Source organism: Streptomyces sp. NEAU-174 (assembly GCF_052665095.1).
In genome coordinates, this window is the sequence record NZ_JBQTCE010000004.1 from 240966 (window position 1) to 255079 (window position 14114).

Genomic DNA, 14114 nt, shown 5'->3' on the forward strand with positions numbered 1-14114 from the left:
TCCTCCGTGGGAAGGGTGCTCAGCAGGTCAGATTGGCGCCGGGGGCGACGCCGAGGAGGCCGGTGAACTTCTTGTAGAGGTTGACCCGGTCCTGCATCTGGGCGGGGTTGGCCCCGTTGCACTCCAGCGCGCCGTTGATGGCGCGTATGGTCTGGCCGAATCCGGCGCCGGTGGTCATGGCCTTGTGCGCGGGCATGGAGCCGGGCCCGGACTGAGTGGTCCAGTACCAGAGCGCGGTCTTCCAGGAGATGACGGCGTCCGTCCGCACCAGGCTCGGTTTGTTGAGCAGATTGACGCCCAGCGCGTCGCCCGCCGCCTTGTAGTTGAAGTTCCAGCTCAGCTGGATCGGCCCGCGTCCGAAGTACGCGGCCTGCCCCGCCGGGCATCCATAGGGGCGCTGCGTGTCGCAGTACTTCGGGTAGTTGGAGGTGTCCTGCTCCACGATGTGGCGGAGGCCAGCGGTCTCATGGCTGACATTGGCCAGAAAGGCCGCCGCCTCCTGCTTCCTGACCGTCTCCGTACCGGTCCTGGCGAAGCCGGGGAACCGGTTCATCGCGCTGACCAGCGCGTCGTAGGTGTAAAACGCGTTCTTGTCCGGGAACATCCGCTGGTACTGGGCCCGGCTCACCACGAAGCCGGCGGCCTGGACCGACGATGAGCCCTGTGCCGTGCCGGAGGCCGCGTCAGCGGCCGAAGGGGGAAGTGCGAGCGCCGATATACCGGCCGCCGCCGTCGCGGCCGTGGCCACGAGCGCACGTCTTATGGGCATGTCTCATCTCTCTTTCGTGGCGGAACATCCGGATGCCACCGCGCCGACGACGCACAGGGGGGCGGGCGGTCATCGGGCGTGGCGACGCACGGGCGACGCGCCGCCGCCCTGGGGGCGGGAGGCCCGTGGGAAGGTGCCGCGTGATGGCGCGACGGGAAAGGTGCTACGGAAAACTGGTGAATCCACTAGAGGTCGGGAGAGTTGTCGCGATCATGACAACCTCCCACATCAGACACGGGCGCTGCGGCCCGGTCCGTCCATAATCGACCCAGCGACGGCGTGGCCACGGCAGTGGCCGACACCCCTGAGACGGGACGTCCATTCACGGGGAACTCTCCGAGGTCCGGCCCCGGATGACGACATCCATCCAAGGCACTCCCAAGAGCTGACGGGCCCCATGACACCGCCCCCGAACATATATGTCAATGGTCTGTACCAAAATCCAGTCGTATCAACAGCGCGCCGCGAGACCCCCTGACGCACCGGAGTGGCCGGCGGGTGTCACCCCACGCCGCTGGGGCGGAACTGGACACTGATGCGCGGGCCGGTGGCGCGGGAGGATTTGGGGATGGCGTGTTCCCACGTCCGCTGGCAGGAGCCGCCCATCACCAGCAGGTCGCCGTGGCCGAGCGGCCGCCGCATGGCCTTGCCGCCGCCACGTGGGCGCAGCAGCAGGTCCCGGGGCGTGCCCACGGACAGGATGGCCACCATGGTGTCCTCGGTCCTGCCGCGGCCTATGCGGTCGCCGTGCCAGGCCACGCTGTCCCGGCCGTCGCGGTAGTAGCACAGCCCGGCCGTGGTGAAGGGCTCCCCGAGCTCGGTGGCGTAGTACGCGGAGAGCGCCTCCCGGGCCTCGGCCAGGACGGGGTGCGGCAGCGGGTCCTCGGCGTTGTAGTACGCGAGCAGCCGTGGGACGTCCACCACCTGCTCGTACATGTGCCGCCGCTCGGCCTTCCAGGGGACCTCGGCCACGAGCCGGGCGAACAGGTCGTCCGCCCCCCTCAGCCACCCGGGCCGCAGATCGATCCAGGCCCCGGACCCGAGCTCGGTCCGGTGCGTCCCGCGCAGCGAGCCGAGACCGATGTCATCGGTCTGGTCGAAGAGCGAGCCCTGGAGATACGCACCCATATGTGCAGGGTACCCGCGTAATCGAGCAAGCGTTCTACTGGCGGCCCGGGGAGTGCGCCCATGGCCACTTCGGCGACAACGCCGCAGGTCAGCGGCCGGGCGCCGGGACACGTCCCAGGCCACTTCCGGGGTCACTCCGGAAAGCGGCTGCGATGGGCGCGGCGGGTCAGCGGCTCGGCGATGGCCTCCACCAGCCAGTCCAGTTCGGCCTGATGGGCCCGTACCGGATTGCGCAGAACGCCGACACCCTCGATGGAGATCTCCACCACGTCCCCGGCGCGCAGGGTGAAGTCGAGCGCGGGCACGATGCCGGTGCCGGTGGACAGCACGGCGCCGTCGGGGAAGGGCTGGGAGCGCCACAGGTGGTCCACCAGCCCCTGCGGGGTGCGGTGGAACGCGGCGGTGGAGGTGGCCGCCTGGTACGCCGCCTCGCCGTCGCGCCACACCGTCATGGTGATGTCCAGCGCGTCGGGCGCGTCGATCTCCCAGGCGGGCACGATGGCCGAGGACACGGCGGCACTTCCGGCGTAGATCTTGGCCTGCGGGAGGTAGAGCGGGTTCTCGCCCTCGATGGACCGCGAGCTGACATCGTCGGCGACCAGATAACCGACGGTCTCGCCGTGCCGGTTGAGGACCAGCGCCAGTTCGGGCTCGGGGACGTTCAGCTCGGAGTCGTCCCGTACGGCGATCGGCTCGCCGTCCGTCACCACCCGCCACGGCGGCGATTTGAAGAACAGCTCCGGGCGCTCGGCGTCGTAGATCCGTTCGTACACCGACTGCTCGGTGCTCTCCTCCACCCTGGCCTCGCGCGAGCGTTCATATGTCACGCCCGCCGCCCACAGCTCCATCAGCCCGTCCAGCGGCGGCAGCGGCACGACGTCCTCCTCATGGGCGGCCGCTGGGCCGGAGGCGGTGTTCTCCACCAGGGCCCGCAGCTCCAACGCAGGCAGCCGCAGCAGTTCGGCGATGAGCGGCGCACCGGGGAAGGCCCGGATCCCGCCGGCGTCGTCGGCCACTCCGGTCCGGACCGTCCCGGCCTCATCGGCGAAGCGCACGATGCGTGTCATCTGTCGTCCTCTCCTCTCGTGACGGTGTGGTCTGTGCTCCTACCCAGCGGAGGGTGGTGGCCGTGCACATTCCGGCCGTCACGATGGCGGCGAGCGCTCCGTGGATCAGATGTCGCGCCGTACGAGGAAGCCCAGCAGGGTGCGCAGTTCCGCGCTCGCGCGGGGCGCGAGCGGCAGGCTCTCCAGGCATGTCTCCACGGCCGCGATGTGGCGGCCGGCCTCCTCCAGGGCCGCGGAGCGGCCACCGGCCTCCTCGATCAGGGCGGCCGCCCGGCGCGTGGTGGCCTCGTCCGGGGTCTCCGGGAACTCCGCCAGCAGCGTGGCCAGCCGCTCGGCGGCCGGGGCGCCGGGGCCGCGGGCGCTCAGCGCGGCGAGCACGGGGAAGGTCTTCTTGCGCTGCCGCAGATCCCGGTGGACGGGTTTGCCGGTGACCGCGGGATCGCCCCAGATGCCCAGCAGATCGTCCACCACCTGGAACGCCACGCCCATATGCCGTCCGGCCCGGTCCAGGGCGGCCACGGTGGGCTCCGGCGCCCCGGCGAGCGCGGCGCCCAGGGCGGCGGCGCAGCCGAGCAGCGCGCCGGTCTTGTGCTCGGCCATCGTGCGGTACTCCTCCGGCCCCACCGCCTCGGGCCCCGTCCAGGGGCGCGACTCGAAGAGCAGGTCGTCCGCCTGGCCGCGGACGAGGTCGCCCAGCGCCGCGCTCAGCCGCCGCACGGCGGCCGCGGCTCCGGCGCCGTCCACGCCGGCCAGCGCCTCCACGGCCAGTGCGAACAGGGCGTCACCGGCGAGCACGGCCGGGCCGGTCCCGTAGGCCTTCCACACGGTGGGGCGGGTGCGGCGGGTCTGGTCGCCGTCCATGATGTCGTCGTGCAGCAGCGAGAAGGTGTGCACCAGCTCGACCGCCACCGCCCCGGCGACCGCCGCCTCACCGGACGCCCCGGCCGCCTCCGCGCACAGCACGGCCAGCGCCTGCCGCACTCCCTTGCCGCCCGATCCCTCGGCGGGCGTGCCGCCCACATCGCACCAGCCGAAGGAGTACGCGGCCATCTCGGCCACCCATGGGTGCAGCCGCCCGACCGTGTCGGCCAGCGCGGGGCGCACCAACTCCCGGCAGCGGCCGAGGATCTCATCCGCGGTGGCGGTGGTCTCGTCTGCTCCGAGGAGCTCGGGGAACGTCGTCGTCACAGCGCCACCTCCAGGACCTCCGTGAGGCCGAACTCCTCGCGGGCCCGGTCCACCATCCGGCGGGCGTGCCGCAGCCCGATCCGCTCCAGCACACCGGCCAGTTCGGACAGGTCATCGGCGGTCTCGGCACGGTCGCGGCCCAGCCGGGCGAGGGACTTGATGAGCCCGAGCCGGGCGAGACCCTCGCCGCGCGGCTCGCTCATCTCGCGGAACTCGTCCAGCGCCTGCTGGTACATGGCGCGGGCCGCCTCGTAACGGCCCGCGCGGTAGAGCACATTGCCGCGCATCTTGTGGTTGTACGCCAGCGCGCTCACCAGGTTCATCTCGCGGCAGGTCAGTTCGGCCTCGGAGAGCAGCTCCAGGGCGCGCTCCACGTTCCCGTCCCGTACGGAGACGATGTCGGCCATGCCCCGCAGCGCCCATGCGTGTCCGCGCCGGTCCTCGGCCTTCGCGGCTATCTCCGCGGCCTCCTCGAACATCGCGTAGGCCGAGTCGTACGACCCGGTGTTGCGATGCATCTGGGCGATGCCCTCCAGCGCCCAGACGGTGTGGCGTGCCTCGCCGCGTTTCCGTGCCTCGGCCAGGAGCTGCTCGTGCAGGGCGCCCACGGCGTCGTAGTCGCCCTGGATGCGGCCGGTCTCCGCCATCCCGGCCAGTGAGTAGCCACGGACGACGATGTCCCCGCCGCGCTCGCCCAGGTCGGCCGCGAGGCCGAGCAGCCGCCACGCCAGCGCCAGCGCGCCCCGCTGCCGGGCGAGGGTGCCGCCGCTCCACAGGGCCCATGCCATCGCGCCGAGGTCCCCCGCCGCGCGGGCCGCCCGGTAGCTGGCCTTCCACTCGCGGTCGGCCTCGCCCACCTGGCCCAGCCTCCGGTGCGCCTCGGCGACCGCGAGCCCCGCGCGGGCCGCCTCGCCCGGGGAGCCGCCGCGCTCGGCCGCCCGCAACTGCTCGGTGCCCGCCGCCAACACCTCGACCAGCGACGAGTTCACGGACAGGGTGGTGAGGGAGCCCTGGTACTCAGGGGCGAATGCCTTGCCGTACATGGATGCCTTTCCGTCTGTTGTGCCCAGGACAGCCCGCTCTATACACCGAGTGCATACACGGGGTGTATGCACCCTATGTATACATGGTGTGTATAGGAGTCGGGAAACCGGCCCCTTCAAGGTCACCGGTGCCGTGGGTCCGTTGCCGATCTAGACGCGATCGGACCCGGAGAGGTTTACCGTCCGGCTCAGCCGATGGCAAAAAACCTTAGGGACCTGGCCTGGTCCGCGCTTCCGCCACCTCGCGCTCGATCCAACGGCAGATCACATCCACCACATAGGCCCGCTCCGCGCGGCTCAGCTCCCGCCCCTTGGGGATCTCGTGCCAGCGCTGAAGACAGGTGCGGCAGCAGGTGGCGGTCGCGTGCTGGGCGACGAACACGGGGTGGCCGCGATAGGGCGTCTGCTTGCCGTCCTTGTGAGGCTCGGCGGGGGCCAGCCGCTCGGCGATCAGGTCGTAGGCGTGCCAGCGCAACGTGGACGGCCCGCTCAGCTCGGCCGTGGCCCGCTCGCGACCGCGCAGCTGGAACTTCGCGCGGAACGGATGGCGCGCGATGGCGGCCAGCCGCTGATCGAGCGATTCGGGACTCGGACCGGACGGGTCGGGCGACGGCTCGGACGAGTCAGGCATCGGGTCGGACATCGAAGGCTCCCGGAGACGACAAAGGCCCCTTCCGATCGTATGGCCGGCGCCGTGGCGAGCGCGGCCGGGACCGGGCCGATCCGGCGGGCGCGACGAAGGCGTCGGTCCAGGTTCCCATCAGGAGGGCTGCCGGGCCGCCCGCCACTCGGGGGCGAGCACCGACCAGATCTCCATGTCATGCCGCTTGCCCCGGTGCAGACGGCCCTCCCGCAGCACACCGTCCCTGGTCATCCCCAGCCGCCGGGCCACGGCGATGCTGGCCTCGTTCGCGGCCGCCGCCCACCACTCCACGCGGTGGATGCCCCGCTCCTCGACGGCCCAGTCGATGATCAGGCGCGTGGCGCGGGTCACCAGCCCCCTGCCCACCGCCGACGGCTCCAGCCAGCAACCCGCCTCCGCCGTGCGCTGTTCGACGTCCATCGTGCGGAAGAGGACCCCGCCGACCAGCTTGCCGTCCGTCCAGATGCCGTGGATCCGGCCGGTGTCGGCCGCCGCCTTGTCCGCGTACCCCTGGAGGAACGCCCGGGCCGACTCCAGGTCGGCCGCCGCGTCCGCCAGCGCGATGTACCGCCCGATGAACTCCCGTCCCCGGTCCATATGGGCGAGGAACTCCTCGGCCTGCCACGGCTCCAGGGGGCGCAGCTCCGCGCCGTCATCGCCCAGGGATATCGCGTACATCGTCACCTTCCACCGTTTCCGCCGTCCGAACCAGCGCGCGCAGTACGGGGGGATCTTCTCACCGAGTGGGCGGTCCGCGCGTTTCCTTTTGTACCTACTAGTATGTAGGGTCGTGTCCATGGACACCCGGGAACGACTCATCGCAAGCACCCGTGAGCTGCTGTGGGAGCGCGGCTATGTGGGCACGAGCCCGAAGGCGATCCAGGAGCGCTCCGGGGCGGGCCAGGGCAGCATGTACCACCACTTCCGCGGCAAGCCCGACCTGGCGCTCGCCGCGATCAGCCGCAGCGCCGAGGAGCTGAGGGGCAGGGCGGAGGCCGAGTTCGGCGGCCCCGGCACCGTGGTCGGGCGGATCACCGCCTATCTGCGGCGGGAGCGGGACGCCCTGAAAGGGTGTCCGGTCGGCCGTCTCACCCAGGACCCCGATGTGATGGCCGATCCGGAGCTGCGCCGACCGGTCGAGGAGACCTTCGCCTGGCTCACGGACCGGCTGGCAGGGCTGCTCTCGGAGGGCCGGACGAGCGGCGAGCTCGACGCCGGGCTCGACCCGGTGGCCACGGCCACCGCGCTGGTCGCGGTGTTGCAGGGCGGCTATGTGCTGGCCCGCGCCGCCGACTCGGCCGAGGTGTACGCCCGGGCGATGGACGGGGCGCTCGGCCTGCTCACCGCCCATGTCCGCTGAGCCCGCGACCTCCCCCGCCCCCTCGCCCGAAGGAGAGCCCCCGACATGCCCTTCGTCCGCATTGACGCACTGCGCGCCGACGCCGAGCGGCTCGACGCGCTCGGCCGTGCCGTGCACGACGCGCTGGTGGAGACCATCGGCTTCCCGCCCAACGACCGGTTCCAGGTGCTGACCAGCCATGACGGCACCAGCGGCATGCTGCGCTACGACGACTACCTCGGTGTGCCGCGCGACGACGGCATCGTCTACGTCGCCCTCACGATGCGCTCGGGGCGGACACCGGCACAGAAGCAGGCGCTGTACCGGCGGATCGCCGAGCTCGCCGAGGAGTACGCGGGGACCGAGCCGCGGAACGTGTTCATCACCCTGACCGAGAACGAGTCGGCCGACTGGTCGTTCGGACACGGGGTGGCGCAGTACGTCGAGGGATGAGACGTGGCCTTCGGGCCCGGCCTGGCGAGAATCCGTTGGCTTCTGTCGTTTCAGCCCCTGGGTGATCTTCTTCCGGCTCCCTAGCGTGGGGCGGGCACCACCCGCCCCACCTTAGGAAGGAGACGCTGGTGCCCACCTCGTTCGAAAGGGAGCCGGACGCCACCCGATGACCAAGATCCTGCTCTCCCTGCACGTCCTGGCCGCCATTGTCGCGATCGGCCCCGTCACCGTAGCGGCCAGCATGTTCCCGCCCGCGGCCCGCAACGCCCACGCGTCCGCCGCCGAGGGCCGGGCGGACCTGGGCACGGTCCGGCTGCTGCACCGCATCTGCCGCGTCTACGCCAAGATGGGCCTGGCCGTGCCCGTCTTCGGCTTCGCCACGGCCGCCGCGATGGGCGTCCTCGACAGCGGCTGGCTCACCGCCTCCATCGCCCTGACGGCCGCGGCCGCCGGTGTCCTGGTCGCCTTCGTCCTGCCCCGCCAGGGCGAGCTCCTCGACAGCCTCGGTGCGAGCAAGGCCCTGGAGCGGTCCGACACCGCCCAACTCGCCATGTTCACGGGCGTGTTCAACCTGCTGTGGGCGACGGTGACCATCCTCATGATCGTCCGCCCGGGCTCGACCACCGGAGCCTGACCCCTCTCCCACGCTGTGGCCCGAAGCCGGTCACCGCACGGGATCCGGCCATCGGCGCGGGATAATGATCGGGAGCGCCGGGGCGGACACAGGAGGCGGTGCAGGACATGCACGGTGAGTACAAGGTGCCGGGCGGCAAGCTGGTCGTCGTGGATCTGGAGGTCCACGACGGCGCGCTGCGCGGGGTGCGGGTGGCGGGCGACTTCTTCCTGGAACCGGACGAGGCGCTGCACGCCATCGACCGGGCCCTGGTGGGCGCGCCCGCCGACGCCGACGCCCAGGCGCTCGCCGCCCGCGTGAGGGCGAGGCTGCCGGCCGACACCGTGATGTTCGGCTTCTCCCCCGAGGCCGTCGGCATCGCGGTGCGGCGGGCGCTGGCCCGGGCCACCGACTGGACGGACTACGACTGGCAGCTGATCCACGACGGGCCGCAGGACCCGGCGCTGCACATGGCCCTGGACGAGGTGCTGACCGACGAGGTCGCCGCCGGACGGCGGCCGCCCACGCTGCGGGTGTGGGAGTGGGGCCGCCCGGCCGTCATCATCGGCAGCTTCCAGTCCCTCCGCAACGAAGTGGACCCCGCGGGCGCGGCCCGTCACGGAGTCACGGTGGTACGGCGCATCTCCGGTGGCGGAGCCATGTTCGTGGAGGCCGAGAACACCATCACCTACTCCCTTTCGGTACCGGCCTCCCTCGTCTCCGGCCTGTCGTTCGCCGATTCCTACGCCTACCTCGACGACTGGGTCCTGACCGCGCTCGGCGACATGGGCGTCGAGGCCTGGTACCAGCCCCTCAACGACATCGCCTCCGCGGCGGGCAAGATCGCCGGTGCCGCCCAGAAGCGCCTGGCCAGTGGCGACGGCGCGGTGCTGCACCACGTGACGATGGCGTACGACATCGACGCCGACAAGATGCTCGATGTGCTGCGTATCGGCAAGGAGAAGCTGTCCGACAAGGGCACCGAGAGCGCCAAGAAGCGCGTCGATCCACTGCGCCGCCAGACCGGCCTGCCCCGAGCCGAGGTCATCGACCGCATGCTCGCCTCCTTCCGCGCCCGTTACGGCCTCACCGAGGGACACGTCACCGACGAGGAGATGGCACGCGCCGAGGAACTGGCCCATGCGAAGTACGGCAACGAGGAGTGGACGGCGCGGGTGCCGTAGCAACGGACAGCGGTCGGGCCCGTTCGCCGACAGCTCTTGCATGTTCTATGTCATGGAGCATAAGTTACCCACACGTAAGGGAGGTGGTGGGTGGCATGGTCCGGCGCAAGAGCGACAGTCGCGAGCGGATGGTGCTGAGCGCCGCGGCGCTGCTGCGTGAGTACGGGGCGAGCGCCACGAGCATCGACCGGGTGCTCGCACACAGCGGAGCCCCGCGTGGTTCGGTCTACCACCATTTCCCGGGCGGGCGGGCGCAGTTGATCGATGAGGCGGTGGCGCTCGCCGGTGACTTCATCGCCGGGCTGATCGAGACCGGCGCGCGGGCCGATGACCCGCTGGTGGCGGTCGACGCGTTCTTCACGCTGTGGCGCGGACGGCTCGTAGAAAACGACTTCCGGGTCGGCTGCCCCATCGTGGCGGTGGCCGTCGAGACCAATGACGACGCCCCGCAGCTCGCCCGCTCCGCGGCCGCGGCGTTCACCCGCTGGCAGGAGGCGCTGGCCGTCTTGTTCGTGCGGCACGGTCTGTCGGAGGAGCGGGGAAGGCGGCTGGCCGCGTTCGTCATCGCGGCGGTCGAGGGCGCCGTCATCATGTGCCGGGCCGAGCGGAGCACCGCCCCGCTGGAGGCGGCCGCCGCCGAGATCCATGACCTGCTGGCCCACGCTCTGCGGACCGCCGCCTCGTCGCCGGATCCCGAGGACCAGGACGCGCCACCGCCGTGAAGCCACGGTGAACCACCGCCGTGCTCCGCGGACCGCCGGATGAGTGGCGCGCGGGCCCGTCGGCCGACTCAGCCCGTGTGAAGGAGCAGCCATGCCCACGCTGGACCGCCAGGACAACGTCTTCGTGCTCGACCTCGGGGACGGCGAGAACCGCTTCCACCCCGACTGGCTCGCCGCCGTCAACAGCGCCTTGGACGAGGTGGAGAAGGCCGAAGGGGCGCGTGCCCTGGTGACGGCCGCCACCGGCAAGTTCTACTCCAACGGCCTGGACCTGGAGTGGCTGTTGGCACACCCCGACCAGCACCAGGACTATGTCACCTCCGTCCATGGACTCCTGGCGCGGATGCTGTCGCTGCCGCTCGTGACCGTGGCCGCGCTGCAAGGGCACACCTTCGCGGCGGGCGCGATGTTCTCCCTGGCCCATGACGTCCGGGTGATGCGCGCCGACCGTGGCTTCTGGTGTCTGCCCGAGGCGGACATCAACATCCCCTTCACCCCGGGCATGTCCGCTCTCATCCAGGGCCGGCTGAGCCCGCGCACCGCCCACGAGGCCATGGTCACCGCTCGTCGTTACGGCGGCCACGACGCGCTCGCCGCCGGGATCGTCGACCACGCGGTGGCGGAGGACTCCGTCCGCTCGACCGCCGTCGAGCTCGCGGCGGCACAGGTGGGCAAGGCCGGTGACACCCTCGGCACCATCAAGAGCCGGATGTACGCCCCCGCGCTGGCCGCCCTGCGCGCGAAGGACCACCCCCTCGGCTGACAGCCCCCACCACGACCGCAAGGAACCGCCTGTGACCACCACCGACCTCACCACCCTCTCCGGCCTCGACCTCATGCGATGGGTGCAGTCCGAGCGCCCCGCCGACATCCCCACCATCGGACGGCTCCTGGGCATGCGCTTCGACGAGGTGGACCCCGGACGCGTCGTCGTCTCCCTCGACACCCGCCCCGACTTCGCCAATCCCCTCGGCACCGTCCACGGTGGTATCGCCGCCACCCTGCTCGACTCGGCCATGGGCTGCGCCGTGCACACCACTCTCCCGGCCGGGGTGGGCTACACCACGCTGGAGCTCAAGGTGAACTACATCCGCGCGGCCCGCACCGACGGGCAGACCCTCATCGCCGAAGGCACCGTCCTCCACGCCGGTCGCCGCACCGCCACCGCCGAGGGCAAGGTGCTGGACGAACAGGGGAAGTTGATCGCCCACGCGACCACCACCTGCATGATTCTTCACGCGGACGGCTGACCGGCCCCGGCCATGCCCCACCCATGCCCCGGCCGACTCCCCGGCGGGCGGCTCCCGGCCCCCGCGTAGCCTGATCCCGTCGCGGACCGGGCCGAGTGGGGGGAGTGGCACATGAAGCTGATCGCCGTGGGGGACGTCGTGGTCGCCCGGAGACCGGCCGTGGCTCTCGACGGGGACCTCTCCGCCGGCACCTCGGCGCTGCCGCTGCTGCGGGACGCCGATCTGACGATCGGCAACCTCGAGGTCCCGCTGACCGACACCGGATACCCGGCCGAGAAGCCGGTCGCGTTCCGTGTGGGCAGCGACATGGCCCCCGAGTTGGCCCGGCTCGGCTTCGACGCGTGTTCGCTGGCCACCAACCACGCGCTCGACTACGGCATCGACGGTCTGCGCAGCACCAGGGCGGCCCTGGACGGGGTCGGTGTCGCCCATGCCGGGGCCGGGGAGAACCTCGACGAGGCGTTGCGCGCCGTCCGGCTCTCCGGCCGGGGCCGCGCCGAGGTGGCCTTTGTGAGCCTGTGCTGTGCCCTGCCGCCGGGCTTCAACGCCACCTCGCACCGGCCCGGGATCGCCCCGGTGCGGGTCGAGCAGACTTATGAGTTCGACGGCGTGCTGATCGAGGAGCAGCCCGGGACCGTTCCGTATGTCCGCACCAGGGCCCGCGAGGCCGACGTGGTACGTGCCGAGGAGGCGGTCCGGCGGGCCAAGGAGCTGGCCGCCACGGTGGTGGTGGCGGTGCACTGGGGCGTTCCCTGGTGCTATCTGCCGAGCAACCAGGGGCCGTTGGCCGAGTATCAGCAGCCGCTCGGACGGCGCCTTGTCGACGCCGGGGCGGATCTGGTGATCGGACACCATCCGCACTGCCTCCACCCGGTCGAGCGGTACGGGGACGGCCTCATCCTCTACTCGACCGGGAACTTCCTGTTCCACCCCTGCGAGGAGGTGGCTCCCGCCGACCGGCGCCCGCCCTCCCGCTACAAGGACCGGATGTTCGACCGGCCGTGGTTCGAGAGCGCGGTGTTCGAGGTGGCCCTGGGGGAAGGACCACCCCGGCTGCGTCTCCATCCGGTCGAGCTCACCGCCGACGGCGAGCCGGTGATTCCCTCGGCCTCGACGGCGCGGCGGATCCTGCGGCAGGTCGAAGAGCTCTCCCGGGAGCTGGCCCCCACGACGAGGGTGGACGGGGACGGCCGCGTCCGTTTCTGACCAGGCCGGTGCCGGGATGACGGCGGCTACGGGACGGGATGATGGCTTCTACCGTCAGGAGCGGGGCCGCCCGGTGGCCCCGGCGCCGCCACGGGGGTCAGTTGCCGTAGACGCGCTCGGGGTGGACGAAGACCGCGGCGCGGCGCTGCTCGGCCATGACGCGGTCGTAGGCCGCCCAGTCGTCGTGGGTGCCGCCCGCGGCGGTGAAGATCTCGCGCAACAGCAGCCGCAGACGCTCCGGGTCGATCCCGGGGAACGGGTCGTCGGGCCCGGCGATCTCGGTACGGCCCTCGACCGCGGCCCAGTTCCATCCTGCGCGGAAGACCACGGTGGCCCGCGGACGCGCCCGCAGATGGGCGAGTTTGGCGGGGCCGTAGGTGACGAAGGCGACCACCTGGTCACCGGAGACCGGATGGCCGAAGATCCCGGCATTGACCACGGATGCCTGGACCGTGCTGTCGGCGCGTGTCGTCGACACGACCGCCAAGTGGTGGTCGGCCGCGGCGATGCGGTCCACGTCCTGAAGATCCGTCATCGGGTGCCTTTCTGGGCGGACCGGTTCCTCCACCATGACTCCCCCGGCCCGTACCCGCACCCCGACGCGTCCATGCCGGTGAATCCCGGGCCGGGGGGGCCTGGGGGTGTAGCGGGCTCCACCGTCGAAGGGGCGGCTCGCTCTCCCGCGTGGGCCCGGCCGGTCTTCTAGCCTCGTCGGTATGGGTAGGCGAATGCGGCACGCGGCGCGGGCCACGGCCCGGCTGGCCCGGCGGGTGGAGGAGCTGGTCGAGACCCGGGCGGGCGCCATCGCCGCACACGGTGCCGAACTGCGGCGCATCGAGCGGGAGTTGCACGACGGCACCCAGGCGCGGCTGGTCTCCCTGTCCCTGCGGATCGGGCTGGCCAAGCGGGCGTACGACCGGGATCCGACGGCGGCGCGCAGGATGCTGGAGGACGCGCAGGACCTGGCCGACGAGGCGCTGGCGGAGCTGCGCCATATGGTGCGCGGCATGTATCCGCCGATCCTCACCGACCGTGGTCTGGCCGGGGCAGTGCGGGCGCTCGCCGCGAGCAGCGGGCTCGACGTCGCCGTGCGGATGGACGGTCTGGAGGACGGGGCGCGGGCGCCGGCGGCGGTCGAGGCGGCCGCGTACTTCGTGGTGGCGGAGGCGCTGGCGAACGTGGCCGGGCACAGCGGCTCCGACCGGGCCGAGGCCCGGCTGGCCCGTATCCCGAGCGGGTTGTGTGTGTCGGTGCGCGATGAGGGGCGAGGCGGTGCCGAGGCCGCCACCGGCGGTTCCGGTGCGCACGGATCCGGTGCGGACGGGTTCGGCGCGGACGGATCCGGCGCCGGGGAGCCGGGTGGTCCCGGACATGGCCTCGGGCTGCTCGGAATACGCCGCCGCGTCGCCGCGCTCGATGGCACGGTGACGGTGACCAGCCCGCGCGGCGGGCCGACCGTCATCGCGGTGGAGCTGCCCTGCCGGTGGCGATCGCCGGGAGCGCATGTGG

General features: G+C 71.9%; 16 protein-coding genes and 1 pseudogene. 9 read left to right on the forward strand and 8 right to left on the reverse strand.

Annotation, left to right across the window (positions count from 1 at the left end; genetic code table 11):
• Positions 1 to 19: 19 nt before the first annotated feature.
• The 7 genes from ACT2CW_RS13995 to ACT2CW_RS14025 form a co-directional block, all read right to left on the reverse strand.
• Complete coding sequence (locus ACT2CW_RS13995) at positions 20 to 769, reverse strand: chitinase (RefSeq protein WP_445516782.1); 750 nt, start codon at positions 767 to 769, stop codon at positions 20 to 22.
• A gap of 501 nt (positions 770 to 1270) precedes the next feature.
• Entirely contained in the window at positions 1271 to 1897 is a 627-nt protein-coding gene (locus ACT2CW_RS14000; RefSeq protein WP_445516783.1) for an alpha-ketoglutarate-dependent dioxygenase AlkB, read from the reverse strand.
• 131 nt (positions 1898 to 2028) lie between these two features.
• Positions 2029 to 2964 carry a fumarylacetoacetate hydrolase family protein gene (locus tag ACT2CW_RS14005; protein WP_445516784.1) on the reverse strand — a complete coding sequence of 312 codons (936 nt, stop codon included), beginning with the start codon at positions 2962 to 2964 and terminating at the stop codon, positions 2029 to 2031.
• A gap of 105 nt (positions 2965 to 3069) precedes the next feature.
• Positions 3070 to 4152, reverse strand: a complete 1083-nt coding sequence (locus tag ACT2CW_RS14010) for a polyprenyl synthetase family protein (RefSeq protein WP_445516785.1) — start codon at positions 4150 to 4152, stop codon at positions 3070 to 3072.
• The gene (locus tag ACT2CW_RS14015) at positions 4149 to 5195 is read right to left on the reverse strand and encodes a tetratricopeptide repeat protein (protein WP_138912711.1); all 1047 of its coding nucleotides are present in this window, start codon (positions 5193 to 5195) and stop codon (positions 4149 to 4151) included. Before ACT2CW_RS14015 ends, ACT2CW_RS14010 begins: the two co-directional genes overlap by 4 nt.
• A gap of 208 nt (positions 5196 to 5403) precedes the next feature.
• The gene (locus tag ACT2CW_RS14020; protein WP_445516786.1) at positions 5404 to 5838 is read right to left on the reverse strand and encodes a DUF4186 domain-containing protein; all 435 of its coding nucleotides are present in this window, start codon (positions 5836 to 5838) and stop codon (positions 5404 to 5406) included.
• 117 nt (positions 5839 to 5955) lie between these two features.
• Positions 5956 to 6516 carry a GNAT family N-acetyltransferase gene (locus ACT2CW_RS14025; RefSeq protein ID WP_445516787.1) on the reverse strand — a complete coding sequence of 187 codons (561 nt, stop codon included), beginning with the start codon at positions 6514 to 6516 and terminating at the stop codon, positions 5956 to 5958.
• A gap of 118 nt (positions 6517 to 6634) precedes the next feature.
• Here ACT2CW_RS14025 and ACT2CW_RS14030 point away from each other — a divergent pair, with 118 nt between their 5' ends.
• The 8 genes from ACT2CW_RS14030 (at position 6635) to ACT2CW_RS14065 (ending at position 12605) form a co-directional block, all read left to right on the forward strand.
• Positions 6635 to 7198, forward strand: coding sequence for a TetR/AcrR family transcriptional regulator (locus ACT2CW_RS14030; protein ID WP_164426868.1), 564 nt, complete (start codon positions 6635 to 6637; stop codon positions 7196 to 7198).
• Positions 7199 to 7243: 45 nt separating this feature from the next.
• A complete protein-coding gene (locus ACT2CW_RS14035; protein ID WP_086884714.1) occupies positions 7244 to 7630 on the forward strand; it encodes a tautomerase family protein in 387 nt (128 codons plus the stop codon).
• A 166-nt stretch (positions 7631 to 7796) separates the two neighbouring features.
• On the forward strand, positions 7797 to 8264 hold the full coding sequence (locus tag ACT2CW_RS14040; protein ID WP_445516788.1) for a DUF2269 family protein: 468 nt from the start codon (positions 7797 to 7799) through the stop codon (positions 8262 to 8264).
• Positions 8265 to 8371: 107 nt separating this feature from the next.
• On the forward strand, positions 8372 to 9427 hold the full coding sequence (locus ACT2CW_RS14045) for a lipoate--protein ligase family protein (protein ID WP_164427030.1): 1056 nt from the start codon (positions 8372 to 8374) through the stop codon (positions 9425 to 9427).
• 95 nt (positions 9428 to 9522) lie between these two features.
• Positions 9523 to 10149, forward strand: coding sequence for a TetR/AcrR family transcriptional regulator (locus tag ACT2CW_RS14050; protein ID WP_250852915.1), 627 nt, complete (start codon positions 9523 to 9525; stop codon positions 10147 to 10149).
• A gap of 91 nt (positions 10150 to 10240) precedes the next feature.
• The gene (locus ACT2CW_RS14055; protein WP_445516789.1) at positions 10241 to 10912 is read left to right on the forward strand and encodes an enoyl-CoA hydratase-related protein; all 672 of its coding nucleotides are present in this window, start codon (positions 10241 to 10243) and stop codon (positions 10910 to 10912) included.
• 31 nt (positions 10913 to 10943) lie between these two features.
• A complete protein-coding gene (locus tag ACT2CW_RS14060) occupies positions 10944 to 11399 on the forward strand; it encodes a PaaI family thioesterase (RefSeq protein ID WP_164426860.1) in 456 nt (151 codons plus the stop codon).
• Between the two features lie 111 nt (positions 11400 to 11510).
• Positions 11511 to 12605: a CapA family protein gene (locus tag ACT2CW_RS14065; RefSeq protein ID WP_445516790.1), complete on the forward strand. Its 1095-nt coding sequence runs from the start codon at positions 11511 to 11513 to the stop codon at positions 12603 to 12605.
• Positions 12606 to 12702: 97 nt separating this feature from the next.
• On the opposite strand, the gene ACT2CW_RS14070 is transcribed toward ACT2CW_RS14065, so the two are convergent.
• A complete protein-coding gene (locus ACT2CW_RS14070; RefSeq protein ID WP_445516791.1) occupies positions 12703 to 13140 on the reverse strand; it encodes a TIGR03618 family F420-dependent PPOX class oxidoreductase in 438 nt (145 codons plus the stop codon).
• A 217-nt stretch (positions 13141 to 13357) separates the two neighbouring features.
• Between ACT2CW_RS14070 and ACT2CW_RS14075 the strand changes: the two are divergent.
• A pseudogene (locus ACT2CW_RS14075) lies at positions 13358 to 14092 on the forward strand (sensor histidine kinase); the annotation flags it as partial.
• Positions 14093 to 14114 lie beyond the last annotated feature (22 nt).

Coding starts and splice junctions, on each gene's coding strand:
- ACT2CW_RS13995 (WP_445516782.1), bottom strand. CDS start 769: ATGCCCATAAGACGTGCGCTCGTGGCCACGGCCGCGACGGCGGCGGCC.
- ACT2CW_RS14000 (WP_445516783.1), bottom strand. CDS start 1,897: ATGGGTGCGTATCTCCAGGGCTCGCTCTTCGACCAGACCGATGACATC.
- ACT2CW_RS14005 (WP_445516784.1), bottom strand. CDS start 2,964: ATGACACGCATCGTGCGCTTCGCCGATGAGGCCGGGACGGTCCGGACC.
- ACT2CW_RS14015 (WP_138912711.1), bottom strand. CDS start 5,195: ATGTACGGCAAGGCATTCGCCCCTGAGTACCAGGGCTCCCTCACCACC.
- ACT2CW_RS14020 (WP_445516786.1), bottom strand. CDS start 5,838: ATGTCCGACCCGATGCCTGACTCGTCCGAGCCGTCGCCCGACCCGTCC.
- ACT2CW_RS14025 (WP_445516787.1), bottom strand. CDS start 6,516: ATGTACGCGATATCCCTGGGCGATGACGGCGCGGAGCTGCGCCCCCTG.
- ACT2CW_RS14030 (WP_164426868.1), top strand. CDS start 6,635: ATGGACACCCGGGAACGACTCATCGCAAGCACCCGTGAGCTGCTGTGG.
- ACT2CW_RS14035 (WP_086884714.1), top strand. CDS start 7,244: ATGCCCTTCGTCCGCATTGACGCACTGCGCGCCGACGCCGAGCGGCTC.
- ACT2CW_RS14040 (WP_445516788.1), top strand. CDS start 7,797: ATGACCAAGATCCTGCTCTCCCTGCACGTCCTGGCCGCCATTGTCGCG.
- ACT2CW_RS14045 (WP_164427030.1), top strand. CDS start 8,372: ATGCACGGTGAGTACAAGGTGCCGGGCGGCAAGCTGGTCGTCGTGGAT.
- ACT2CW_RS14050 (WP_250852915.1), top strand. CDS start 9,523: ATGGTCCGGCGCAAGAGCGACAGTCGCGAGCGGATGGTGCTGAGCGCC.
- ACT2CW_RS14055 (WP_445516789.1), top strand. CDS start 10,241: ATGCCCACGCTGGACCGCCAGGACAACGTCTTCGTGCTCGACCTCGGG.
- ACT2CW_RS14065 (WP_445516790.1), top strand. CDS start 11,511: ATGAAGCTGATCGCCGTGGGGGACGTCGTGGTCGCCCGGAGACCGGCC.
- ACT2CW_RS14070 (WP_445516791.1), bottom strand. CDS start 13,140: ATGACGGATCTTCAGGACGTGGACCGCATCGCCGCGGCCGACCACCAC.